This window comes from Ancylobacter sp. TS-1 (assembly GCF_009223885.1).
Taxonomy (GTDB): Bacteria; Pseudomonadota; Alphaproteobacteria; order Rhizobiales; family Xanthobacteraceae; genus Ancylobacter.
The window spans coordinates 471,476-496,326 of sequence record NZ_CP045144.1; the positions used below are offsets into that span (position 1 = coordinate 471,476).

Here is a 24,851-nt window from a genome sequence, read left to right on the forward strand (position 1 = left end):
GTCAGAAAGCTGCGCATGCGTCGCGCGGCCAAAGCGTGTGTGGAGCAGGCGTGCGCGGAGCCCGCCGGCGGTCGCCGTTGGCTGCGCGTCTGCTACTGGTCGGGCGGCTCGCTCATCTGCGCCGGTGTCGTCGTCGTCGCCCTTGCCTATCTGCTGTTCGTTACCGGCGTCGTGACCATCGACATGGCGCGCCCCTATGTCGAGCGCGCGCTCGAATCCCGGCTTGGCGAGGGACGCACGGTCGAGATTGGCGGCATTCTGGCCGACCGCGCGCCGGAGGGCGGCATGGTTCTGCACGCCACCGACATCGTGGTGCGCGATGCCGGCGGCGATGTGATCGCCGTCGCCCCGCAGGCGGAAGTGGCGCTTCAGGATCGCTGGCTGCCCTGGCTGATGCAACCCAAGCGCGTCGATCTCGTCGGCGTCCGGCTGAACGTCCTGATCGACGCGCAGGGCCAGCTTGCCGTTTCCACCGAGGGCGGCGCGGCCATCGCCTCGCCCGACCATCCCATCGCCACGCTTCCTGCGCCGTCGGCGGCACCGGGGGAAGTCAGCCCGGCCGCCCTCGCGCATGAGGGGAGCCCTGCGGGCACGTCGCAGGCGCCGCCGCTGGCGGCGCCCTTCGCCCCGCTGCGGCTCACCGCGCTGGCCGCGCTCGCCCACCAGATCGACCGCGGCGGTCTCGACGGCGGCACGCTGAGTTCCATCGGCCTGCGCGACGGCGTCGTCGTCATCCGCAGCGAGGCCAGCGGGCGCAGCTGGACCTTCGACGATATCGACCTGTCCCTGTCGCGTCCGCACGAGGGCGGCGTGACCTTCGACCTCACGGCCGGGGGCACCGACGGGCCGTGGTCGGCGCAGGCCACCATCGGCGCACTGGTCGATGGCCGCCGCGATCTGGTTCTGGCCATCCGCGACCTTGCCCCGCGCGACCTGCTTCTTGCCGCCGGCAAGGCCGATGGCGACATCCTCGCCACCTCACCGCTTACCGTCGACCTCAAGGCCAGCATCGACAATTTCGGGCTGCTGCTGGCGAGCGAGGGGCGCCTCGGCGTCGGCGCCGGCGAACTCCAACTCGGCTCCGACGCGGCGGGCCGCATGCTCGTCGAGGAAGCCTCCATCGCCTTCGCGATCGATCCCGCCCAGCGCCTGATCGACCTGACCTCGGTGACGGTGCAGGCCGGACCCTTCGCCATGGACCTGACCGGCGAGGTACGCATGCCCGCCGACGCGGCGGGCAAATGGACCCTCACCACGCGCACGTCCCGCGCGAGTTTCAGCGGTGGTGGCCCGTTTGCCGAGAAGGTGCCGCCCTTCGTCCTCGACGACAACGCGGCCGTCCTGTCCTTCGATCCGGCGGGCCAGCGCCTCGCCATCGAGCGTGGCGAGCTGAAGGGACCGCAGGGCGGCGTGACCATTGGCGGGGCGCTCGATCTCGGCGCCGCCGTGCCCTCGCTCTCGATGAGCGTGTCAGCGACGCCGATGTCGGCCACCTCGCTGATCCGGCTCTGGCCGGTCCTGGCGGCGCCGGAGCCGCGCCGCTGGGTCTACGACAATCTGGTCGCCGGCGATGTGACTCACGCCGAGATCTTCTTCAAGGCGCCGCTGGCCTCGATCGGCCGCAAGGACCGGCCGCTCGCGGACGACGCGCTGAACATCGACATTACCGGCACCAATGGCCGTTTCGTCCCGGTGGTGGGGCTGCCGACCATCGGCGAGGCCAACGTCGCCGTGCGCGTGACCGGGCGCACCGCCCATGTCGACGTCGCCAAGGGCGTCATGGAGACGCCGGGCCGGCGCCGGCTCAACATCAGCGAGGCGGTGTTCGACGTGCCCGACACCGCGCCGGCCAAGCCCGACGCCAAGGTGCGGGTGGCGGTGAACGGCTCGGCCGCCGCCGCCATCGAGCTTGCCGCCATGCCGGCCCTGCGCACGCCCGGCGTGTTCCCGGTGGACGTGCAGACCGTGAACGGGACCATAGACGGCACGGCGCAGATCAACATCAGGCTGTCGGAGAACATCCAGCCCTCCGACGTCGACTACGCCTTCGATGCCGATCTCACCAATTTCGATGCCAGCAAGGTGGCGTTCGGCCAGAATCTCGACGACGCCAAGGTGCGCGTCTTTGTGACCCCCGCCGCCACCGTGCTGCGCGGACAGGGCAAGGTCGGCGGCGCGCCGGCGAGCTTCGAGTACAGCCGCCCGGCCAGCGGCGACATCACCTTCGTGCTCGCCGCGACGCTCGACGACGCCGCCCGCGAGAAGCTCGGCCTCGATCTCGGCGGCATGTCGGGATCGGTGGGCGTGAAGGTATCGGGCATAGTCGGCCCCAAGTCGAAGACTGCCGATGTCGATATCGACCTCACCAATGCGCGTCTGGCCGAGCTGGTGCCGGGCTGGTCGAAGCCGGCGGGCAAGCCGGCGCGCCTGACCGCCAAGGCGACGCTGACGAGCGCGGGCACGCGGCTGGAAGACCTCGTGGTGACGGGGCAGGGCGTCAACATACGCGGCACCGTCGAGCTTGATTCCAAATCCGCGCTGGTGAGCGCCAACCTGCCGACCTTCCAGCTCTCGGACGGCGACAAGGCGAGCGTGAAGGTCGAGAATGCCGACGGGGCGCTGAAGATCACGGTGCGCGGCGAGGTGATCGAGGCCCGCGCCTTCCTCAAGGACCTGATGGAAGCCCCGATTGCCGGCCAGCAGAACGTCAAGCCGGCCGACATCGACCTCGATGTGAAGCTCGGGGTCGTGGTCGGCAACAATGGCGAGACCATGCGCCAGGCCGCGCTCACCCTCTCGCGCCGCAACGGCGACCTGCGCGCCTTCTCGCTCGGTGCGCTGGTCGGGCGCGACGGCGGGGTCAATGGCGACCTTGCCACGCAGGGCAACGGACGCCCGCGCCTGCGCGTCGCCACCAGCGATGCCGGCGCGCTGCTGCGCTTCATCAACCTGTATGCGCGCATCTATGGCGGCGACATGTGGGTCGACATCGACGCGCCGCGCGGAGACGGCAAGGCCCAATTGGGCACGGTCAACATGCGCGACTTCATCATCCGCGGCGAGCCCGGCCTCGACCGGCTGATCGCCGCCGCGCCGAAGACCGGCGGCGACGGGCGCCCGCAGCCGGGCTCAGCCATTGTCTTCCGCAAGCTTCAGGTCGAATTCCAGCGCTCCGCCGAGCAGCTTTCGATCCGCGAAGGGGCGATCTGGGGACCGACCATCGGCTCCACCTTCGACGGCACGCTCGATTTCGCCAGCGACCGCATCGCGGTGCGCGGCACCTATGTGCCGGCCTATGGGCTGAACAACCTGTTCAGCCGGCTGCCCGTTGTCGGATTCTTCCTCGGCGGCGGCCAGAACGAGGGGCTGGTGGGCGTCACCTACGAGATCGTCGGACCGCTTTCGGGTCCGACGCTGCGGGTGAACCCGATCTCCGCCATCGCGCCGGGTTTCCTGCGCAAGATCTTCGAGTTTCGGCAGGCGCCCGACCCGACCCCGCCCGCCGTGGTGCCGACGCGGTAGGAATCGCCCTTACGGCGCGAATGTCGTCATTCCGGCCGGAGGCGTAGCCGGAGAGCCGGGATCGCTCTCCAAACTGCGCGCGATCCCGGATAGGCCTGCCGGCCGTCTGGGATGACGTGTGTACGCGAGGCCCTCACACCGGCTTCAGCAGCACGTGCTTCTTCTTGCCGAGAGAGAGCTTGATGACGCCTTCGGGCGTCAGGTCGCGGGCGGTCAGCACCGCCTTCTCGTCGGTGACGGCGGCGTCGTTCACCTTGAGCCCGCCGCCCTTCACCTGCCGGCGCGCCTCGCCATTGGAGGCGACCAGCCCGGCCTTCTCGGCGAAGGCGGCGAGCACGCCGATGCCTTCCTCAAGCTCGCGGGCGGGCACCTCGACGGTGGGCAGGTCGCCGGAAATCGCGCCTTCCTCGAAGGTCTTGCGCGCCGTCTCGGCCGCCGCTTCCGCCGCCGCCCGGCCGTGCAGAAGGGCGGTGATCTCGGTGGCGAGGAGCTTCTTCACCTCGTTGATGGCCGAGCCCTTGGCCTCCTGCGCGAGACGGGCGATCTCGTCCATCGGCAGGGTGGTGTAGAGCTTGAGGAAGCGCTCGACGTCGGCGTCCTCGGTGTTGCGCCAGTACTGCCAGAACTCGTAGGGGCCGAGCAGGTCGGCGTTCAGCCACACGGCGCCATTGACCGACTTGCCCATCTTGGCGCCGGAGGCGGTGGTGAGGAGCGGCGATGTCAGCGCGTAGAGCTGGGGCGTGCCCATGCGGTGGCCGAGATCGATGCCGTTGATGATGTTGCCCCACTGGTCGGAGCCGCCCATCTGGAGGCGCACGCCGTAGCGCTTCGACAGTTCGACGAAGTCGTAGGCTTGCAGGATCATGTAGTTGAATTCGAGGAAGGACAGCGACTGCTCGCGCTCCAGCCGCGTCTTCACGCTGTCGAAGGACAGCATGCGGTTGACCGAGAAATGCCGGCCGACATCGCGCAGGAACTCGAGATAGTTGAGGCCGCGCAGCCATTCGGCATTGTTGATCATCAGCGCGTCGGTGGGGCCCTCGCCATAGGTGAGGTAGTTCGAGAAGACGCGCTTGATCGAGGCGATGTTGGCCTCGATCGTGTCGACCGTCATCAGCTGGCGCGCCTCGTCCTTGAAGGAGGGGTCGCCGACCATGCCGGTGCCGCCGCCCATCAGCGAGACGGCGCGATGGCCGGTCTTCTGCAGCCAGTGCAGCATCATGATCTGGATCAGGCCGCCGGCATGCAGGCTCGGCGCCGTCGGGTCGAAGCCGATATAGGCGGTGACGGTTTCCTTCGCGAAGAGGTCGTCGAGGCCGGCTTCATCGGAGATCTGGTGGATGAAGCCGCGCTCCTGGAGGGTGCGGAGGAAATCGGATTTGAACGTGCTCATATCGGGCCTGCGGGCATCAACGCCATGTTAGGAACGGCGCGTCATGTATCAGTTCCGCGCGGCGAAAGCACCCCGAGCCCGCGCATGCGAGGAATGAGGATGCCCCGTCCCCTGAAGGCGATCGGCCTGATGAGCGGAACCTCGCTCGACGGCGTGGACGTGGCGCTGATCGAAACCGACGGCGAGAGCGTCGCCGCCTTCGGCCCCGACCTGACCCTGCCTTATGACGCTCGGGATCGTGCCCTGTTCACGCAGGCGCTGGAGGAGGCGCACGCACTCACCGACCGCGACGCCCGTCCGGGCATCCTTGCCGAGGCCGAGCGGCGGCTGACCGAGCGCCACGCGCAGGCGCTGGCGGCCTTCTTCGACGCGCATCCCGGCCATCGCGACGTTGCCGCCCTCGGCTTCCACGGCCAGACCGTGCTGCACCGGCCGGAGATCGGCCTCACCGTGCAGATCGGCGACGGGCCGGCGCTGGCGCGGGCGGTGCGCACGCTGACCGGCGCGCCGGGGCCGACTCTCGTTTACGACCTGCGCGCCGCCGACGTGGCGGCGGGCGGGCAGGGGGCGCCGCTGGTGCCGGTCTATCACCGGGCGCTGGCGCGGGGCCTGTCGCTGCCGGGGCCCCTGCTGGTGCTCAATCTCGGGGGGGTGGCCAACATCACCTTCATCGACGGCGAGGCGAACCCCATCGCCTGCGACACCGGCCCGGCCAACGCGCTGATCGACGATTTCATGAAGGCGCGCACCGGCGTGCCGCTCGACCGCGACGGCGCGGCGGCCGCCATGGGCCGGGTCGACGAGGCGGCGCTGGTGCGGCTTCTGGATCATCCCTTCTTCGCCCGGCGCCCGCCGAAGTCGCTCGACCGCAACGATTTCCGCGCCTGGGTCGCGGCGCAGGGCGGCCTCGAGGCGATGAGCGTGGAGGATGGCACCGCGACCCTCACGGCACTGACCGCCGCCTGTGTCGGCGCGGTGCTGGCGCATCTCCCCACCCGCCCGGCGACGCTGATCGCGGCCGGCGGCGGGGCGCACAACCCGACGCTGCTGCGCTTCCTGCGCGAGCGGCTGGGCGTCGAGGTGAGGGCGGCCGATGCGGTGGGCTGGTCCACCGACGCGCTGGAAGCGCAGGCCTTCGCCTTTCTCGCGGTGCGCGCGCTGCGCGGCCTGCCGCTGAGCTTTCCCACCACGACCGGCGTGCCCCGCCCGCTCTCCGGTGGCGTCATCGTCCCGCCGGCACCGGCTGCATGAGCCGCAGCAAGAGCCGCTGCCGCGACGGGTTACAGCAAAGCTGAACGCGTCATTCAAAAAATCTGAATTCATGTCAGGAATGTCGCAGTATTCCTGAAACGCATTAGTGCAATGCAAAATCTGATGATGCAGTGCACAATATCCCAGCTACATTGAGGCCTCCCGGAAGTCCGGCTCGCCAGGCACGCCGCTTCCCATCAACAGGCCTGGACAGAACTTGGAGACTTTCAGATGCGCAGCTTTCTCCGCGATTTTCTGCCGCTTGCCGTAGCTGGCGGCCTCGTCGCCGTCGCCGTCATCGCCCCCGTCCGCGCCGCCGACAAGGTGGCCGGTCTGCGTCCCGCCGCCGCCCAGACCATCAATATCGGCTATGTGAGCGGCGTTGCGTATTATACGCCGCGGGAAGACGGCTACCATGTCGTCGCGACGCTCAGCGTCGCCGGCGGTGCGCCGATCCGGGTCGCCGCGACCCTTCAGCCCGAGCAGGCCGTCAGCTTCTCGGTCCCCGGCGCGGCCGAGACCGCACCGAGCGTGGTGCAGATCGCCCGCCGTGGCGACGCCCTCACCGTGTCGAACCCGCCGGCGCGTCTCGTGCTCAACTGAGCCCGCATTCCCCCGCACAGCAAAAAGCCCGGCGCATACGCCGGGCTTTTTCATATGTCGGCCGAAAGAAAAGGGCGCGTCAGGCGGCGCTGGTCTTCTTGGCGGTCTCGGGCAGGCGCTTGTCGAGATAGGCGCCGACAACCTCCATCAGATCCTCGGTCTTGCCGTCGAAGAAGTGGTTGGCGCCCGGCACGGTCTGCTGGTCGATGACGATGCCCTTCTGCGTCTTCAGCTTCTCGACGAGGCCGGTGACGGCCGAGAACGGCACCACCGCGTCCTTGTCGCCATGCACGAACAGGCCGGAGGACGGGCAGGGGGCGAGGAAGGAGAAGTCGTAGAGGTTGGCCGGCGCGGCGATCGAGATGAAGCCCTCGACCTCCGGGCGGCGCATCAGCAGTTGCATGCCGATCCAGGCGCCGAAGGAGAAGCCGGCGATCCAGCAGGCCCGCGCGTCCGGGTTGATGGACTGCGCCCAGTCGAGCGCGGCGGCGGCGTCCGCCAGCTCGCCCTGCCCGTGGTCGAACGTGCCCTGGCTGCGGCCCACGCCCCGAAAGTTGAAGCGCAGCGTCGAGAAGCCGCGATTCACGAACTGGTAGTAGAGGTTGTAGACGACCGGGTTGTTCATCGTCCCGCCGAACTGCGGGTGCGGATGCAGGATGATGGCGATGGGCGCGTGGCGCTGCTTGGCCGGCTGGTAGCGGCCTTCGAGCCGCCCCTTCTCGCCGGTGAAGATGACCTCAGGCATGAAGTTCTTGACCTTGGATGCGGCGGGGCAGGGAGCGTCCGTTGGGGAGCGTCGGATCAAAGGCATCCGGCGCGTGTCCCAAGGGACGGCCATGCCGCAGACGCCTTGACGACATAGGGCTTGAACCCTAACTTATTAGAATAATTCTAATATGCTACGTTGGGTTGCGGTGACGGCGCGTTCAACCTGCTCGTCAGTCTCGCCCTTCGAAGACAATGGACGCCAAGCTATGAAGGACGCCGCCTGAATTTGCAAGCATATAGCGGAAGGAACGGGCAGACTGCGCGACAGCTTCCTATATAGGGAACACCCGCGCGAATTCGAGCCCAGAAGACGATGAACGAACGCATCTATCTCGACAACAATGCGACATCCCCGGTCCGGCCGGAAGCCCGCGCGGCGCTTCTGGCGGCGCTGGACGCGACCGGCAACGGTTCGTCCGTGCACAGCGAGGGACGGGCGGCGCGCGCTGTGATGGAGGCCGCGCGCGGTCACGTGGCCGCCCTCGTCGGCGCCGAGCCGCGCGGTGTGATCTTCACCTCTTGCGGCACTGAGGCCGACACGCTGGCGCTGACGCCCGACTACCGCCGCGGCGAGGAGCCGCTGGTGCTCGACGTGCTGCTGGTGAGCGCTGTCGAGCATGCGGCCGTTCTGCGCGGCCATCGTTTTCCCGCCGATCGCGTCGAGGTGCTGCCGGTGGACGCGCGCGGGCGCGTTCGCCTTGATGCTCTCGACGCGGCGCTCGCGCGCCATGCCGCCGCCGGCCGGCGGGCGCTGGTGTCGGTGATGGTGGCCAATAACGAGACCGGCGTGATCCAGCCGGTTGCCGAGGTGGCGCGCCGCGCCCACGCCCAAGGCGCGCTGGTGCATACCGACGCGGTGCAGGCGGCCGGTCGCATCCGGGTATCGCTGCCCGAGCTTGGCGCCGACCTGCTGTCGGTATCGGCGCACAAGATCGGCGGCGCCCCGGGCGCCGGTGCGCTGGTGATCGCCGATCCCGAACTGCGTCCGGCGGCGGTCTTTGCCGGCGGCGGGCAGGAGCGCGGCCTGCGCGCGGGCAGCGAGAACGTTCCCGCCATTGCCGCCTTCGGGGCGGCGGCCGAGCGCGCGGCGGCCCTTGTGGACACCGACCGGACGCGCATTCAAGCCTTGCGTGAAAGGCTTGAAGACGCTCTAAGGTGCGAGTTTCCCGAGCTCGTCCTGCTCGTCGGCGATGTCGATCGCCTGCCGAACACGTCGTGCCTCGCCCTGCCGGGCGTCCCGGCCGAGACCTTCGTGATCGCGCTCGATCTGGCGGGCGTGGCGGCGAGCGCCGGCGCGGCCTGCTCGTCGGGCAAGGTGGCGGCCTCGCACGTGCTGTCGGCGATGGGCGTGCCCGAGCGCATCGCGCGCTCGGCGATCCGGCTGTCCTTCGGCTGGTCGAGCGGGGAAGAGGATCTGGACCGGGCGCTGGGCGTTTTCCGCCGGGTGCTGCCGGGCCTTTTGCGCCGCCGCGCGGCGGCGTGAGGATGTGAGGAGCCGCGCTCGCGCGGTGGATGAAGGCGCAGGGCGGTCATCGCGCGATGGCTGCCGGCGAGTGTTGACCTGACCCGCGGGCCTTGACCCCGCGTGGGAGAGGAGATGAGACGATGCCGGCCGTACAGGAGACAGTGGACCAGGTCCGCTCCATTGATGTCGATCAGTACAAGTACGGGTTCTTCACCGATATCGAGTCCGAGAAGGCTCCCAAGGGCCTGAACGAGGACACGGTCCGCTTTATTTCGGCCAAGAAGAACGAGCCCGAATGGATGCTGGAATGGCGGCTGGAGGCATTTCGCCGCTGGCAGACCATGCAGGAGCCGGAATGGGCGCGGGTGAGCTATCCGCGCATCGATTATCAGGATCTGTATTACTATTCCGCGCCCAAGCGGCCGACGCAGCTGTCGATCGACGATATCGACCCGGAGATCCTGAAGACCTACGAGAAGCTGGGCATCCCGCTGCGCGAGCGCGACGCGCTGCTCGGCATCGCCAGCGGCGGCTCGAAGGTCGCGGTCGACGCGGTGTTCGACTCGGTCTCGGTGGCGACCACCTTCAAGGAGGAGCTTTCGCGGGCCGGCGTCATCTTCATGCCGATCTCGGAGGCGATCCGCGAGTACCCCGATCTGGTGCGCAAGTATCTCGGTTCGGTGGTGCCAGTGACGGACAACTTCTTCGCAACGCTGAACTCGGCGGTATTTTCCGACGGTTCCTTTGTCTACGTGCCCAAGGGCGTGCGCTGCCCGATGGAGCTGTCGACCTATTTCCGCATCAACGAGCGCAACACCGGCCAGTTCGAGCGCACGCTCATCATCGCCGATGAAGGCGCCTATGTGAGCTATCTCGAAGGCTGCACCGCCCCGCAGCGCGACGAGAACCAGCTCCACGCCGCCGTGGTCGAGCTGGTCGCGCTCGACGATGCCGAGATCAAGTACTCGACGGTGCAGAACTGGTATCCCGGCGACAAGGACGGCAAGGGCGGCATCTACAACTTCGTCACCAAGCGCGGCGACTGCCGTGGCGACCGTTCGAAGATTTCGTGGACGCAGGTCGAGACCGGCTCGGCGATCACCTGGAAGTACCCGAGCTGCATCCTGCGCGGCGACAATTCGCAGGGCGAGTTCTATTCCATCGCCATCTCGAACGGCTACCAGCAGGTCGACAGCGGCACCAAGATGATCCATCTCGGCAAGAACACGTCGAGCCGCATCATCTCCAAGGGCATCGCCGCCGGGCACTCGGACAACACCTATCGCGGTCTCGTCTCGGCGCACCGCAAGGCGACCGGGGCGCGCAACTTCACCAACTGCGATTCCCTGCTCATCGGCGACAAATGCGGCGCGCATACCGTGCCCTACATCGAGAGCAAGAACTCCTCCGCGCAGTTCGAGCACGAGGCCACCACCTCGAAGATCTCCGACGACCAGCTGTTCTACTGCCGCCAGCGCGGGCTCGATCCCGAAGAGGCAACGGCGCTGATCGTCAACGGCTTCGTCAAGGACGTGCTTCAGCAGCTTCCGATGGAGTTCGCCGTCGAGGCCCAGAAGCTGATCGCGGTGAGCCTCGAAGGCTCGGTGGGCTGACGGCCCGTCCGTAATCGTCATCCCGGACGCGGCCCGCCGCGATCCGGGATCGTTTCCCAGATTTCAGCGCGGTCCCGGCGCTCCGCTTCGCTTCGGCCGGGATGACGTGCTTCAGATACGGAATGAACGACATGGCCCTGCTCGAAATCGACAACCTGCACGCCAAGATCGACGGCGAACACGGCAAGGAGATCCTCAAGGGTCTCTCGCTGACGGTGAATCCCGGCGAGGTGCACGCCATCATGGGGCCGAACGGCTCCGGCAAGTCGACGCTGTCCTACATCCTCGCCGGCAAGGAAGACTACGAGGTCACGGAAGGCTCGGTGACGCTCGATGGCGAGGACCTGCTGGAGATGGAAATCGACGAGCGCGCCGCCAAGGGCGTTTTCCTCGCCTTCCAGTACCCGGTCGAGGTGCCCGGCGTCGCCACCATGACCTTCCTGCGCTCGGCGCTGAACGCGCAGCGCAAGAAGCGCGGCGAGGAGGAAATCTCCACCCCCGACTTCCTGCGTCTCGTGAAGGACAAGGCCGCCAATCTCGGCATCAGCCAGGACATGCTGCGGCGCGGCGTCAATGTCGGCTTCTCCGGCGGCGAGAAGAAGCGCGCCGAGATCCTGCAGATGGCGATCCTCGAGCCGAAGGTCGCGATCCTCGACGAGACCGATTCCGGCCTCGACATCGATGCGCTCAAGGTCGTGTCCGAGGGCGTCAACGCGCTGCGCTCGCCCGACCGCGCGATGATCGTCATCACCCACTATCAGCGCCTGCTCAACCACATCGTTCCGGACTTCGTGCATGTGATGCACAAGGGCCGCATCGTGCGCTCGGGCGGCAAGGAACTGGCGCTGGAGCTGGAAGCCAACGGCTATGCCGAGTACCAGCAGGACGCGGCGTGAGGATCGGGCGATGAACGCTGACATCCGTCCGATACGGACCCCTGCCGAGCAGGCGATCCTCGCCTCCCTGAGCGGCCTGCCGGCTGGCGGCGACCGCCTCGCCGACCTGCGCCGCGCCGCCGCCCGCTCCTTCGAGGAGCACGGCCTGCCGCACCGGCGGGTCGAGGAATGGAAGTATACCGACCTGCGCACCCTGATGCGCGAGGCCGTCCCGGTCGCCGGCACCGCCGCGGTGGCGCAGGCCGATGCGCGCGCGACTTTGCTGCGCGGCGTCGAGGCGCGCCGTATCGTCGTCGCCAACGGCGCCGTGGTGCCCGAGCTTTCCGACCTTGCCGATCTCGAGGAGGGGCTGAACCTCACCACGCTCTCCGCCGCGCTCGCCTCTGGCGACGAGGTTTTGGGCCGGCTCGGCGGCATCCTGCCGGGCCGCTATGATGCAGCGCTGGCGCTCAACACCGCGCTGGCCAAGGACGGCGTGGTGATCGTCGTCGCGCCCGGCGCGAAGATCGAGCGCCCGGTGCATGTCGCCCATGTTTTCGCCGGCGAGACGGCGGCGGCGAGCTATGTCCGCTCGCTGGTCGTGATCGGCGCGGGCGCGACCTTCACCTTCGCCGAGAGCTTCGAGGGGCCGGATGGCCTCGCCTATCAGGCCAACGCCGCCACCGAGTTCATGGTCGGCGACGAGGCGCATCTCGACGTGGTGCGGTTGCAGGAGGACGGGGCGGGCGCCTTCCATCTCGCCACCCTGCTGTTCGACATCGGCCGGCAGGCCATCGTGCACGCCTTCACCTTCTCGACCGGCGCGGCGGTGGCGCGGACCTCGCTCTATGCCACGCTGTCGGGCGAGGACAGCCAGGTCGGCTTCAACGGCGCGACGCTGCTCAAGGGCCGCCAGCACGCTGACGCGACGCTGTTCCTCGACCACACGGCGCCGGGCTGCGAGAGCCGCGAGCTGTTCAAGACCGTGCTGGACGATTCCGCGCGCGGCGTCTTCCAGGGCAAGATCGTCGTCCGCCAGGCGGCGCAGAAGACCGACGGGCGGATGATGAGCCGCGCGCTGGTGCTCGGCGACGAGGCGGAGATGGACAACAAGCCGGAGCTGGAGATCTTCGCCGACGACGTGCAGTGCGGCCATGGCGCCACCTGCGGGGCGATCGACGACGAACTGCTGTTCTACCTGCGCGCGCGCGGCATCCCGATGAAGGAGGCGCAGAGCCTTCTGGTGCAGGCCTTCGTCGGCGAGGCGATCGAGACCGTCGAGCATGACGGGCTGCGCGAGGCGCTGGTCGAGCGCGCCGAGGGCTGGCTGAAGGCGCGCGGCTGAGGCCGCTGGCCGCGCATTGATGTCGTCATCCCGGACGCGGCTTTGCCGCGATCCGGGATCGTCCGCCGAATAGGGCCATCTGTCGGCCCGCGATCCCGGCTCTGCGCTTCGCTGCGGCCGGGATGACGCCTTAACGAAAGGCCGGAAGATGACCCTCCACCCCGCCGTCGCCGACGGCAGCTACGACGTCCAGCGCGTGCGGCAGGATTTTCCGATCCTGTCAAAGACGGTCTACGGCAAGCCTCTGGTCTATCTCGACAACGCCGCCTCGGCGCAGAAGCCGGTGCAGGTGCTGGACCGCATGCGCTACGCCTATGAGAACGAATATTCCAACGTCCATCGCGGCCTGCACTTCCTCGCCAATGCGATGACCGAAGCCTATGAGCAGGCGCGCGAGCGCTGCCGCGCCTTCCTCAACGCGCCGTCGCTGGAAGAGGTGATCTTCACCCGCTCGGTGACAGGCGCGATCAACCTCGTCGCTTCCTCGCTCGGCCAGTCGATCAAGGAGGGCGACGAGATCGTGCTCTCCATCATGGAGCACCACTCCAACATCGTGCCGTGGAACTATCTGCGCGAGCGCAAGGGCGCGGTGATCCGCTGGGTGCCGGTGACGGAGGACGGCTCGTTCGATCTGGAGGCCTATAAGGGTCTGCTCAACGAGCGCACGAAGATCGTCGCCATCACCCACATGTCGAACGTGCTCGGCACGGTGACGCCGATCAAGGAAATCGCCCGGCTCGCCCATGAGGCCGGCGCTCTGGTGGTGGTCGACGGCGCGCAGGCGGCAGTGCACATGCCGGTCGACGTGGTCGATCTCGACGCCGATTTCTACGGCGTCACCGGCCACAAATTGTACGGGCCCACCGGCATCGGCGTGCTCTACGGCAAGCGGACGCTGCTGGAGAAGATGCCGCCTTATGAGGGCGGCGGCGAGATGATCCGCACCGTCACCGAAGACGGCGTGACCTATGGCGAGCCGCCGCACCGCTTCGAGGCCGGTACGCCGCCCATCGTGCAGGCCATCGGCCTCGGCGAGGCGCTCGCCTATATGGAGAGCCTCGGGCGCGGGCGCATCGCCGCGCATGAGGCCTCGCTCGGCGCCTATGCCAGCGAGCGGCTGTCGCGGATCAATTCCGTGCAGATCTACGGCGATGCGCCGGGCAAGGGCGCCATCTTCGCCTTCGACGTGAAGGGCGCCCATCCGCACGACATCGCGACCGTCATCGACCGCGCCGGCATCGCCGTTCGCGCCGGCACCCATTGCGCGATGCCGCTTCTGGGGCGATATGGTGTCACGGCGACGTGCCGGGCGTCGTTCGCGCTCTACAACACACATGAGGAAGTCGACGCCCTTGCCGACGCCCTCATCAAGGCTCAGGATCTTTTCGCATGAGCGAGACCCAGACCTCTGAAAGCCCGAACGCGGCCACCTTCGAATCCGGCATCCCTCAGGAGGAGCTGGAGCGGCTGACCGACGAGATCGTGACGGCACTGAAGACCGTCTACGACCCGGAGATCCCGGTCGACATCTACGAGCTCGGCCTGATCTACAAGGTCGACATCGCCGATGACCGGCAGGTGGCCGTCGAGATGACACTGACGACGCCGAACTGCCCCTCCGCCGCCGAGCTTCCCGGCATGGTAGAGGGCGCGGTGGCGAGCGTGGGCGGCGTGTCGGGCGTCACCGTGAACCTCACCTTCGACCCGCCCTGGGACCAGGGCCGGATGTCCGAGGAAGCGCGGCTGTCGCTGAACCTCTGGTGAGCACGGCGCCGGCGGGTGTGCCGCCGGTCTCCGGCGTGCTGGAAACCGGGCTCTATGTCGACGACCTCGCCCGGGCGCGTGACTTCTACGAGAGTGTGCTCGGTCTGAAGCCGATGCTCGCCGATAGCCGCTTCTGCGCCTATGAGGCCGGCCCGGCCAGCGTGCTGCTGCTGTTCCTGCGCGGCGCGACGACGACCCCGGTCGAACTGCCCGGTGGCACCATTCCCCCGCATGACGGGCAGGGCGCGCTGCATTACGCGCTGGCGATCCCCACGGATGCGGTCGAGGACTGGGCCGCTCATCTGGCGGCGCGGGGCGTGGTGCTGGAGAGCCGGGTCGACTGGCCCGGCGGCGGCATCAGCCTGTATTTCCGCGACCCCGACGGAAATCTCGTCGAACTGGCGACACGCGGGCTGTGGCCGAATTATTGAGAATTCGTCATCCCGGCCGAAGCGAAGCGGAGAGCCGGGATCGCTCTCCAATTGGCACGCGATCCCGGATCGGCCTGCGGCCGTCCGGGATGACGGCGAGGTGGAAGCGGCCGGAAAAAGGCCATCCACCCACGTCCTCGCCGCTGCGATGGCTGATCCGCGCCGCGTGATCTTGTGTCGGGTGGCCGTCTGCCCCACATTAGGCACACCGATCCGCCGGCCTTGAACCGGCGTCGATTAGGAGACGAGATATGAGTCAGCCCCGCCCGCGTCCCACTGTGATGACGCTGACCGACGCCGCCGCCGAGCGCGTGCGGCAGGTGATCGCCCGATCCGACAAGCCCGTGCTGGGCCTGCGCGTCGGCGTGAAGAATGGCGGCTGCGCCGGCATGGAATACACGATGGAGTTCGCCGAGGAGGCGGGCCGCTTCGATGAGGTGGTCGAGGACAAGGGCGTGAAGGTGCTGATCGACCCCAAGGCGATCCTGTACCTGATCGGCACCGAGATGGACTTCAAGGCGGACAAGCTCTCGGCCCAGTTCGTGTTCAACAACCCGAACCAGACCTCGGCCTGCGGCTGTGGCGAATCGGTCGCCATTACCCCGGTCCAGCCGGAAGCGACCGGCGCCGGCGCCTGAACCCGGCGCGGCGATGGACGAGGCGGCGATATCGGACATCTTCGCCGCCTTCGGCCCGGTGCGCTGCCGGCGCATGTTCGGCGGGCTCGGGCTTTATGCCGACGGGCTGATGTTCGCCATTGCTGTCGATGACACCCTTTACCTGAAAGCCGATGCCGGCTTCGCCGCGCGGCTCGAAGGCGAGGGCGCGCATATCTTCGCCTATGAACGGCAGGGCCGCAGGGTCACGCTCGGCTTCTGGTCGCTGCCCGAGGCGGCGCTCGACGACGTCGATCTTGCCGCCGACCTCGCGCGGCGCGCGCTGTTGGTCGCGCGTCAGGCGGCCGCCGTGGCTCCGGCGCGGCGCAAACCGTCGCTAAGCCGCGCGCGCGGCTGAACCTCCCGCCGCCTGCGCCGTTGCCATGGAGTGGCCAGCCATGGAGCGTGCGGCATGAATCTGGAAGAACTCGGCAATCTCTTCGTCCTGTACGGGCTCAACATCCTTTATGCGCTGGCGCTGATGGTCGCCGGCTGGTGGGTGGCGGGCCTGGTCGAGCGACTGGTGACGCGCGGGCTGGAGAATGCCCGGCGGGTCGATGCGACGGTGGTGAGTTTTCTCGCCAGCATCGCCCGCTACGGCGTGCTGGTCTTCGTCGGCGTCGCCGTGCTGCAACGTTTCGGCATCCAGACCACCAGCCTCATCGCCGTGCTGGGCGCGACTTCGCTCGCCATCGGCCTCGCCTTGCAGGGCACACTGAGCAATGTCGCGGCCGGGGTGATGCTGCTGCTGTTCCGGCCCTTCCGGGTCGGCGACGCGGTGGAGGTCGGCGGGCAGGCGGGCACGGTGAAGGGGCTGTCGCTGTTTACCACCGAACTCGCCACCGGCGACAACATCCAGGTGCTGATGCCGAACGGGCGCGTCTGGGGTGCGCCGATCGTCAACAAGTCGGTCTATGGCGAGCGCAGTTTCGCCTTCGCGCTGGAGCTGAAGCCCGATTCCGATATCGAACGCGTGCTGACCGAAGGACTGGCCTTCCTGCGCGCCGATCCACGCGTGCGCACGGAGCCCGGTCCGTCGGGCAGCATTTCGAAGATGGCGCTGGACCGGGTGGAGGTGGGCTTTTCCGGTTGGGCATCGAGCGGCGAGGCCGGCGGCGTACGCGGCGACCTGATTGCGCGCCTGCGCGAGATCACCCGCGTGCGGGACATTGCGCCCGCGTCGAGCGGCCATGACGGGAATGAGAAGGCGCCGGCCGCGCGGGCCGGCACCGTCGGCGGGCCGATCAGCCCGCCTTGTTGATCTTCACCGGGCGCAGCAGGAAGGCCGGCAGGTGTGAGGTGTCCGCCGGCTCGTCGGCCGGGGCGCGCTCGCTGCGGCGATGGGTCAGCGGCGTGACCGGCGCGCGAGCGGGCGCGGCGGCGTGGGCCGGAGCCTTCTCGCGCTCGCGTCCGCGCGGAGCGGGGGCAGCCGGTGCCGCGGTCGGCGTCGCAGCCTGCGCGGCGTCGCCATCCTTGCCGCGACGGCGGGAGGGACGGGCCGGACGCTCAGCAGCCGGCGTCTCGGTCGTCGGGGCAGCAGCGACCTTCTCGTCGACGACATCCGCCGGGGCGGGCGTCGCCTCGCTGTCGCGGCGGCGTGCCGGACGGGCGCCACGGCGCTCCTCGCGGCCGGAGTCCCGACCCGATTCACGGCCGGACTCGCGTCCGCGCGGGGTGCGCTCGCCACGCTCGCGTCCGCCGCGCGCACGCGGCTCGGAGGGCGGCAGTGCGTCGAGGGAGGAACCCTCCATCCAGTCGATCGGCCGCCCGATCAGTTTCTCGATGGCGGCAAGCGACTTGGTTTCGGACGGCGTGACGATGGTGAAGGCGGCGCCGGCGCGGCCGGCGCGGCCGGTGCGACCGATGCGGTGGACATAATCCTCGGCGTGGTGCGGCGTGTCGTAGTTGAACACGTGGCTGACCGCCGGGATGTCGAGGCCGCGCGCGGCCACGTCGCTCGCCACCAGCAGCGTCGCCTCGCCGGTGCGGAACTGGTCGAGCGCCTGCATGCGCGAGCGCTGGTCCATGTCGCCATGGAGGCAGACGGCCTTGTAGCCGTGCCGCAGTAGCGACTTGTGCACCACCGCGACTTCGCTCTTGCGGTTGCAGAAGATGATGCCGTTCTGGAGGGCATCGGCTTCGTTGATCAGCTTGCGCAGCGTGTCGCGCTTCTCATAGTCCTCCCTGCCGGAGGCGACGAGAAGCTGGGTGATCGTCGAGGCGGTGGAGGACGGGCGCGAGGCCTCGATCTGCACCGGGTTCGACAGGAACTGCGCGACGAGGCGCTGGATTTCCGGCGGCATGGTCGCCGAGAAGAACAGCGTCTGGCGGGTGAACGGCACCAGCTTGCAGACGCGCTCGATGTCCGGGATGAAGCCCATGTCCAGCATGCGGTCGGCCTCGTCGATGACGAGGATCTCGATGCCGGAGAGCAGCAGGCGCCCGCGCTCGACATGGTCGAGCAGGCGGCCGGGCGTGGCGATCAGCACATCGACGCCGCGCACCAGCTTGGCGTCCTGATCGCCGAAGGAGACGCCGCCGATCAGCAGGGCGACGTTGATTTTGTGGTTCTTGCCGTAGCGGCTGAAGTTTTCTTCCACCTGGGCGGCGAGTTCGCGCGTCGGCTCAAGGATGAGCGTGCGCGGCATGCGCGCCCGGGCGCGGCCCTGCTCCAGCAGGGTGAGCATTGGAAGCGTAAAGGCTGCCGTCTTGCCGGTGCCGGTCTGGGCCAGCCCCAGCACGTCTCGCCGGGCGAGTACGTGGGGAATGGCCTGCGCCTGGATAGGCGTCGGCTCGGTATAACCTGCGGCAGCGACGGCCGAGAGCACCTTGTCGCTCAGGCCCAGTTCATCAAAAGGCATCTGGGATCAATTCTACGGCCGCGCACCGCTTGCCGTTTCCTCGGGCCGTAACCGGGGGAAGGCTGCTTCGTCGTCGCACGGAGCGCATCAGTCGGATAGGATCGGACGACGCGACGCACCATAGGCGCAACGCCCGAGAAGTCAACGAGTTTCGCCGCTGTCAAGGGTCCTCCGGTGCATTCGCGACCGGCCCGGGCGGCAAGGGAAGGCAGGTAGCGCGATGAGCCGCGCATTCGTGAAGGAGGACAGCGGCGCCGATTCGCTGCCCGAGCGTCCGGTGAGCATGAACCGCAACCTCGTCACGCGGCGCGGCCTTGCCCGGATCGACGCCGAGCTGGGCCACTATCGCGAGGCGCTGGCCGGGGCCGGCGCGCGGGCGGATCGCGATGCCGTGGCGAGCGCCTCGCGCGAGCTGCGCTACTGGTCGGCGCGCCGGGCCAATGCCGAGCCCATCGACCCGCCGCAGGACGGCGAGGTCATCACCTTCGGCATGGCGGTGACGCTGGAGGACGCCAAGGGCCAGCAGCGCCGCTTCCGCATCGTCGGCGAGGACGAGGCCGATCCGCGCGAGGGGCGCATCGCCTGGGTCTCGCCGGTGGCGCGCGCGCTGACCGGCAAATGGATCGGCGACGAGGTGAGCCTGCCCGGCGGCACGATGGAGATCGTCACCGTCGACCGCCAGCCGGAGGCGGAGTGAGCGCCATGATCGTGCCCCTTGAGACGCTGCTGGTCTTCGTGCCCGCCGCCCTCGCGCTGAACCTGACGCCCGGAAACGACATGCTGTTCTGCCTTGGGCAGGGCATGCGCGCGGGTCCGCGCGCCGGCATCGCCGCCAGCCTGGGAATCGCGGCGGGCGGTTTCATCCATGTTTTCGCCGCCGCGCTGGGGCTGGCGGCGCTGCTCGCCTCGTATCCCGGCGCGTTTGAGGCGATACGCTGGGCGGGCGTGGCCTATCTGGTCTGGCTGGCGGTGCAGGCGTTCCGCGCGCCGGGGCCGCTGCTGACGCCCGCCGGGGGGATCGGGCGCACGCCGTGGCGGGCCTTTCGCGACGCGGTGGTGGTGAACGTGCTGAACCCGAAGGTGGCCGTTTTCATCCTCGCCTTCCTGCCGCAGTTCGTGGACCCCGCGCGCGGATCGGGCTTTCTCCAGTTCCTGCTGCTGGGAACCGTGTTCAATGTCGGGGGAACCGTGGTGAACGCGGCCGTCGGCGGATTCGCGGGCACCATCGGCGGCTGGCTGGAGCGCCGGGAGGGGCTGGCGCGGGCGTTCCAGCGGCTGACCGGCCTGATCTTCCTCGGCCTCGCCGCCCGGATTGCCTTCGAGCGGCGATAGCTGCCGGCCATGGCGCCGGCTATCATCATCGGCGCGTTTGGCCGACGATTCGCGGCAGGGGAGCGGGCGCACCCGTGACGAAGGAAGACATAGCGCGCATCGAGCAGACGGGTCTGTTCGATGCACACTGGTATGTGCGCCAGCGTCCCGGCCTCGTCCGCGAGGCGGGCCGGCGCCCGCTCAGGCACTATCTGCGGACGGGCTGGCGCGAGGGTCTGCAACCCTCGCCCTTCTTCGACGGCACGCATTATCTCGCCGCCCATGCCGACGTCGCCGCCGCCGGCTGCAATCCCCTGCTGCACTATGCTCTGTGGGGGCGCGACGAGGGCCGCACGATCCGCGCGGAGGAGACATGCGACGCTGCGGCGGACGTCGCCTTCTCGGTAATCCTGCCGACCTTTGACCGGATGCCCATCCTCGACGATTGCCTCCGCTTGCTCCTCGCGCAGACGCACCGCAATTTCGAGGTGATCGTCGTCGACGACGGCTCGACCGACGGCACCGGGGACTGGCTGCACCGGCACTACGCCGCCGAGCTTGCGCAGGGGCGGATGGTGTATCTGCGCCTCTCCGAAAACTTCGGCGTCGCCGCGGCCCGCAATGCGGGACTGCTGATGGCGCGCCATCCCTGGATCGCCTATGCGGATTCCGACAATTTACCATCACCCGGGCTGCTCGACGCCTTCGCCCGGCGCATCGTCTTCCATGGCGCGGCACGCACGCTGTACGCACGCTTCCTGCGCGAGAGCGACGCGCTCATCATCGGCAGGCGGTTCGATCTCGCGGAGCTGCGCCGGGAGAACTTCGTCGATCTCGGCGTGTTCGTGCATCACATCGACTGCTTCCGCGAACTCGGCGGGTTCGATGTCAGCCTGCGCCGCCTCGTCGACTGGGACCTCGTTCTCAAATACCTGCATCGTCACCCGCCGCTGTTCATCGACGAGGTGCTGCTCACCTATCGCGAGGATCCCCGCGGCGGGCGGGCGCGGATCTCCGATACCGAGGCGGTGCTGTCGCCGAAGACGCGCATCCTGCGCCGCTATGGCGGACGCAAGACGGTCACCAGTCTGATCGTCTGCTACAATCAGGCGGACTTCATCGCCGGCGCCATCGAGAGCGTGGCGTTTCAGCGCGGCGATTTCCAGCACGAGGTGGTGATCGCCGACGACGGCTCGACCGACGGCACGGCCGAGATCGCGCTGTCCTACTGCGAGAAATGGCCATGGCTGATCCGCTTGATCGGCGATGGGGTCAATCGGGGCATCGCCGGCAACTACCGGCGCGCCTTCGCCGCCGCCAGCGGGGACTATGTCGCCATCCTCGAAGGCGACGATTTCTGGCACGACCGGCAGAAGCTGGCGCGGCAGAGCGGCTTTCTCGACGCGAATCCCGACTGCCCGATGGTGTTCTCGCGCATCGAGATCGAGGCGGCGGGCAATCCCAAACGCCAGACGCTGGAGCGGCAGAACCGGCTGCGCAAGGACCGGCTGGACGGCGCCGACTTCCTCGCCGAGCCGACGCTCAACCTCATCGCCAACCTGTCGTGCTGCATGTTCCGCACCGATCTCATGAAGACGCTGCCGAGCGTGCTCTATCGCCACCGGCTGAGCGAGATCGGCCTCGCCTTCCATCTCGAGCGCATCGGCCCGCTCGGCTATATGCGCCGGCCCATGAGCGTCTACCGCCAGCATGCGGAAGGGGTGTGGAGCGGCGCCTCCGCCGAGTCCCGGCGGGCCAGCGGCCGCCTGGTGCGCGAGATCGCCAAGGCCGTCGCGCACGAACGCTACAAGCCGGCGCTTCAGGCGATCATCGACCGGGACTTCGCGCCGACTCCGCCGGCCTGACGTCGGGGCGGCCGGTCGTCAGATGTCGAGCAGTTCCTCGTTCGCGAAGGCCGCGCGCTCGGAAATGAAGGCGAAGCGGCTCTCCGGCTTGTTGCCCATCAGCCGCTCTACGATGTCGGCGGTCATGGCGCGCTCGGCCTCCGCGACGGTGACGCGCAGCAGGGTGCGCGTCTTCCGGCTCATCGTGGTTTCCTTGAGCTGGGCCGGCATCATCTCGCCGAGGCCCTTGAAGCGGCCGATATCCACCTTGCCGCGCGGGGAGAACTCCTTCGCCAGCAACTCGTCGCGATGCGCCTCGTCGCGGGCGTACAGCGTCTTGGCCCCCTGGCTGATGCGGTAGAGCGGGGGCACGGCGAGGAACAGGTGGCCGTTCTCGATCAGCTTCGGCATCTGCCGGTAGAAGAAGGTGACGAGGAGCGAGGCGATGTGGGCGCCGTCGACATCGGCGTCGGTCATGATGATCACGCGCTCGTAGCGCAGGTCCTCATCGCGGTACTGCGCGCCGGTCCCCGCGCCCAGCGCCTGCACGAGATCGGCAAGCTGCTGGTTCTGCGCGAGCTTGTCGCGGCCGGCGCTGGCGACGTTGAGGATCTTTCCGCGCAGCGGCAGCACCGCCTGGGTCTGGCGCTCGCGCGCCTGCTTGGCCGAGCCGCCGGCCGAATCGCCCTCGACGATGAAGAGTTCGGAGCCGGCCGCCGAATTGTTGGAGCAGTCGGCGAGCTTGCCCGGCAGGCGCAGCTTGCGCACCGCCGTCTTGCGGGAGATTTCCTTCTCCTGCCGGCGGCGCAGGCGCTCGTCGGCGCGCTCGACCACCCAGTCGAGCAGGCGGCTGGCCTGCGCCGGATTGCCGGCGAGCCAGTGGTCGAACGGATCGCGCAGGGCACTCTCGACGATGCGGGCGGCCTCGACCGTAGCCAGCTTTTCCTTGGTCTGGCCCTGGAATTCCGGCTCGCGCACGAAGACCGAAAGCATCGCCGCGCAGCCGGCCATGACGTCGTCGGCGGTGACGATGGCGGCGCGCTTGGCATTGCCCGTGCGCTCGGCATGGTCGCGCAGGCCCTTGAGCAGCACGGCGCGCAGGCCGGTCTCATGGGTGCCGCCCTCGGCGGTGGGGATGGTGTTGCAGTAGGAGGAGACCGCACCGTCGGCATCGCCGAGCCACGCCACCGCCCATTCCGCCGAGCCGTGGCCGCCAGGGCGCGAGGTCTTGCCGGCGAAGATGTCGGGGTGGACCAGCGTGTGGCCCTCTATGTCGGCGGCGAGATAGTCCTTCAGGCCGCCGGGGAAGCGGAAGACCGCCTTGGGCGGGATGTCGCTGCCCTCGACCAGCGCCGGATCGCAGCTCCAGCGGATTTCAACGCCGCCGAACAGATAGGCCTTGGAACGGGCCATCTTGAAGACCCGCGCCGGCTTGAAGCGGGCGCTCTCGCCGAAGATCTGCGGGTCGGGATGAAAGCGCACCCGGGTGCCGCGCCGATTCTGCACACGGCCGACTTCCTCGATCCGGCCGAGCGGCTGGCCGCGCGAATAGGTCTGGCGGTACAGCGTCTGGCCGCGCGCCACCTCGACCTCCAGCACGTCGGAGAGCGCGTTGACGACGGAGACGCCGACGCCGTGCAGGCCGCCGGAGGTCTCATAGACCTTGCTGTCGAACTTGCCGCCGGCATGCAGCGTGGTGAGGATCACCTCCAGCGCCGACTTGCCGGGATATTTCGGGTGGTTCTCGATCGGGATGCCGCGCCCGTTGTCGGTCACGGTCAGGAACCCGTCGGTCGTCAGCTCCACCTCGATGAAATTGGCATGGCCCGCCACGGCCTCGTCCATCGAATTGTCGATCACCTCGGAGAACAGGTGATGCAGCGCCTTCTCGTCGGTGCCGCCAATATACATGCCCGGCCGCCGGCGCACCGGCTCCAGCCCTTCCAGCACCTCGATGTCGGCGGCGGTATAGCCGGCCTCGCCGGGCGTTCCCTCGCGCGGAACGGCGGCGGCCGGCCGTGCCGGCGCGCGGACGGGACGGGGCGAGGAGGGGGCGGCGAAAAGGTCGTTATCGGCGTCGGACATCGTGTCTCGTGGCAGGGCCATTCGCTGGGCAATGCGGGCGCGGTTCCGGGCAGGAGGCGCAGTGGCACCTCTCTAACGGGAATCGTGCGTCGCTACTATGGCAGGATGGGACCGAAAGGAGAACACCGCCGGCATCATGGCGACAGGCGCGCCCACAGGCGGCGCAACGCGCGGAGCGTCCGCCGCCGCCTCCTGGGGTCGACCATCGTGCCGTCGAGCACGCTGCGCGCCAGCCGGTCGAGCACCAGCACGACATCCTCGCGCATGCGCCCGGTCCAGCCGGGGTCCGTCTCCATCAGCCGCGCGAAGGCGGCCTGCTCGTTCGCCGCCTGCGAGACGTCGACGCGCAGCGACGCCGGCCACCAGTCGGTGGTGTCGACGATGGCGAGCATGCGGGCGACCTGCGGCATCAGGCTGGCGCGGTCGCGCTTCCAGTCGGCGACGAAGTGCAGCGCGGTGGGGCAGGGCTCATAGGCGACATTGCCGGCATCCTCGCGCACGATCCGCTTCCAAAGGTGCCAGTCGCCCTGCGTCGGCACGTCCTCCGGCCAGTAGCCGGCCCGCTCCAGGCAGGAGCGCCGGTGGACGATGCAGGAGGCCGGCGCGAAATTGTGCCGGCGGAAGGCGGCCGCATCCTCGCGATTGCGCAGGTTGGTCGCGGTCGCCACCACGATGCCGTCGGTCGTCACCCAGAGCGGGCGCGAATAGGCGAGGTCGATGTGCGCGTCGTCGAAGAAGCGGCCCATGCGTTCGAGATGGTCGGGCAGCACAATGTCGTCATGCGCCATGAAGCCGATCAGTTCGCCGCGTGCCTGCCGCAGCCCGACATTGCGGTTGGCGTAGCCGAATCCGGGCGCCTTGGGCAGATCGAACCAGCGAATGCGCGGATCGTCGAACGCGGCGACCACCTGCGCGGTGGCGTCGGTGCAGCCATCGCCGACGACAAGCAGTTCGAAGTCGGGTTCGCTCTGTGCCAGCACGGAGCGGATCGCGACTCCGACGACGTCAGCCCGGTTGTGAGTGGGCAGCAGCACCGAGAAGCGCGGCGCCGAGGGGTCCGGCAT

At 68.7% G+C, this 24,851-nt stretch carries 21 protein-coding genes; 16 read left to right on the top strand and 5 right to left on the bottom strand.

The features are described 5' to 3' along the window. Nucleotides 1-15: 15 nt before the first annotated feature. Nucleotides 16-3,522 carry a DUF3971 domain-containing protein gene (locus GBB76_RS02250; RefSeq protein WP_246669008.1) on the top strand — a complete coding sequence of 1,169 codons (3,507 nt, stop codon included), beginning with the start codon at nt 16-18 and terminating at the stop codon, nt 3,520-3,522. 133 nt (nt 3,523-3,655) lie between these two features. On the opposite strand, the gene tyrS is transcribed toward GBB76_RS02250, so the two are convergent. Further along, nucleotides 3,656-4,915: a tyrosine--tRNA ligase gene (tyrS, locus tag GBB76_RS02255; protein ID WP_152301785.1), complete on the bottom strand. Its 1,260-nt coding sequence runs from the start codon at nt 4,913-4,915 to the stop codon at nt 3,656-3,658. 99 nt (nt 4,916-5,014) lie between these two features. Here tyrS and GBB76_RS02260 point away from each other — a divergent pair, with 99 nt between their 5' ends. Beyond that, nucleotides 5,015-6,166 carry an anhydro-N-acetylmuramic acid kinase gene (locus GBB76_RS02260; protein ID WP_152301786.1) on the top strand — a complete coding sequence of 384 codons (1,152 nt, stop codon included), beginning with the start codon at nt 5,015-5,017 and terminating at the stop codon, nt 6,164-6,166. A 231-nt stretch (nt 6,167-6,397) separates the two neighbouring features. Then, nucleotides 6,398-6,769 (top strand): hypothetical protein, encoded by a 372-nt coding sequence (locus GBB76_RS02265; protein ID WP_152301787.1) that lies wholly within the window; start codon nt 6,398-6,400, stop codon nt 6,767-6,769. Between the two features lie 79 nt (nt 6,770-6,848). Here GBB76_RS02265 and GBB76_RS02270 read toward each other — a convergent pair whose 3' ends face one another. Beyond that, nucleotides 6,849-7,514 carry an alpha/beta hydrolase gene (locus tag GBB76_RS02270; protein ID WP_152301788.1) on the bottom strand — a complete coding sequence of 222 codons (666 nt, stop codon included), beginning with the start codon at nt 7,512-7,514 and terminating at the stop codon, nt 6,849-6,851. 336 nt (nt 7,515-7,850) lie between these two features. On the opposite strand from GBB76_RS02270, the gene GBB76_RS02275 reads away from it, so the two are divergent. The 10 genes from GBB76_RS02275 (at nt 7,851) to GBB76_RS02320 (ending at nt 16,947) form a co-directional block, all read left to right on the top strand. Continuing rightward, complete coding sequence (locus tag GBB76_RS02275; RefSeq protein ID WP_152301789.1) at nt 7,851-9,020, top strand: cysteine desulfurase family protein; 1,170 nt, start codon at nt 7,851-7,853, stop codon at nt 9,018-9,020. Between the two features lie 122 nt (nt 9,021-9,142). Further along, nucleotides 9,143-10,615: a Fe-S cluster assembly protein SufB gene (gene sufB, locus GBB76_RS02280; protein ID WP_152301790.1), complete on the top strand. Its 1,473-nt coding sequence runs from the start codon at nt 9,143-9,145 to the stop codon at nt 10,613-10,615. 131 nt (nt 10,616-10,746) lie between these two features. Next, the gene (gene sufC, locus GBB76_RS02285) at nt 10,747-11,511 is read left to right on the top strand and encodes a Fe-S cluster assembly ATPase SufC (protein WP_152301791.1); all 765 of its coding nucleotides are present in this window, start codon (nt 10,747-10,749) and stop codon (nt 11,509-11,511) included. A gap of 10 nt (nt 11,512-11,521) precedes the next feature. Beyond that, entirely contained in the window at nt 11,522-12,835 is a 1,314-nt protein-coding gene (sufD, locus tag GBB76_RS02290) for a Fe-S cluster assembly protein SufD (protein WP_152301792.1), read from the top strand. A gap of 148 nt (nt 12,836-12,983) precedes the next feature. Next, nucleotides 12,984-14,228 (top strand): cysteine desulfurase, encoded by a 1,245-nt coding sequence (locus GBB76_RS02295; RefSeq protein WP_152301793.1) that lies wholly within the window; start codon nt 12,984-12,986, stop codon nt 14,226-14,228. Beyond that, complete coding sequence (locus GBB76_RS02300; protein ID WP_152301794.1) at nt 14,225-14,599, top strand: SUF system Fe-S cluster assembly protein; 375 nt, start codon at nt 14,225-14,227, stop codon at nt 14,597-14,599. The genes GBB76_RS02295 and GBB76_RS02300 overlap by 4 nt, the downstream gene beginning before the upstream one ends. Continuing rightward, on the top strand, nt 14,593-15,030 hold the full coding sequence (locus tag GBB76_RS02305; protein ID WP_246669096.1) for a VOC family protein: 438 nt from the start codon (nt 14,593-14,595) through the stop codon (nt 15,028-15,030). The genes GBB76_RS02300 and GBB76_RS02305 overlap by 7 nt, the downstream gene beginning before the upstream one ends. Before the next feature lie 251 nt (nt 15,031-15,281). Continuing rightward, nucleotides 15,282-15,668, top strand: coding sequence for a Fe-S cluster assembly scaffold SufA (gene sufA, locus GBB76_RS02310; protein WP_202911152.1), 387 nt, complete (start codon nt 15,282-15,284; stop codon nt 15,666-15,668). A 13-nt stretch (nt 15,669-15,681) separates the two neighbouring features. Continuing rightward, nucleotides 15,682-16,044: a TfoX/Sxy family protein gene (locus GBB76_RS02315; RefSeq protein ID WP_152301795.1), complete on the top strand. Its 363-nt coding sequence runs from the start codon at nt 15,682-15,684 to the stop codon at nt 16,042-16,044. 54 nt (nt 16,045-16,098) lie between these two features. After that, nucleotides 16,099-16,947, top strand: coding sequence for a mechanosensitive ion channel family protein (locus tag GBB76_RS02320; protein WP_152301796.1), 849 nt, complete (start codon nt 16,099-16,101; stop codon nt 16,945-16,947). On the opposite strand, the gene GBB76_RS02325 is transcribed toward GBB76_RS02320, so the two are convergent. Then, the gene (locus GBB76_RS02325) at nt 16,931-18,547 is read right to left on the bottom strand and encodes a DEAD/DEAH box helicase (RefSeq protein WP_152301797.1); all 1,617 of its coding nucleotides are present in this window, start codon (nt 18,545-18,547) and stop codon (nt 16,931-16,933) included. The two genes, GBB76_RS02320 and GBB76_RS02325, sit on opposite strands and share 17 nt — an antisense overlap. Nucleotides 18,548-18,767: 220 nt before the next feature. Between GBB76_RS02325 and GBB76_RS02330 the strand changes: the two genes are divergently transcribed. The 3 genes from GBB76_RS02330 to GBB76_RS02340 all read left to right on the top strand — a co-directional run bounded on the left by GBB76_RS02330 (nt 18,768) and on the right by GBB76_RS02340 (nt 21,723). Then, nucleotides 18,768-19,244, top strand: a complete 477-nt coding sequence (locus tag GBB76_RS02330) for a GreA/GreB family elongation factor (RefSeq protein WP_152301798.1) — start codon at nt 18,768-18,770, stop codon at nt 19,242-19,244. 5 nt (nt 19,245-19,249) lie between these two features. Next, nucleotides 19,250-19,879, top strand: coding sequence for a LysE family translocator (locus GBB76_RS02335; RefSeq protein WP_152301799.1), 630 nt, complete (start codon nt 19,250-19,252; stop codon nt 19,877-19,879). A gap of 74 nt (nt 19,880-19,953) precedes the next feature. Further along, a complete protein-coding gene (locus GBB76_RS02340; RefSeq protein ID WP_152301800.1) occupies nt 19,954-21,723 on the top strand; it encodes a glycosyltransferase family 2 protein in 1,770 nt (589 codons plus the stop codon). Between the two features lie 18 nt (nt 21,724-21,741). On the opposite strand, the gene parE is transcribed toward GBB76_RS02340, so the two are convergent. Both parE and GBB76_RS02350 read right to left on the bottom strand, forming a co-directional pair. Beyond that, nucleotides 21,742-23,787 carry a DNA topoisomerase IV subunit B gene (parE, locus tag GBB76_RS02345; RefSeq protein ID WP_152301801.1) on the bottom strand — a complete coding sequence of 682 codons (2,046 nt, stop codon included), beginning with the start codon at nt 23,785-23,787 and terminating at the stop codon, nt 21,742-21,744. 134 nt (nt 23,788-23,921) lie between these two features. Beyond that, complete coding sequence (locus GBB76_RS02350; protein ID WP_152301802.1) at nt 23,922-24,851, bottom strand: glycosyltransferase family A protein; 930 nt, start codon at nt 24,849-24,851, stop codon at nt 23,922-23,924.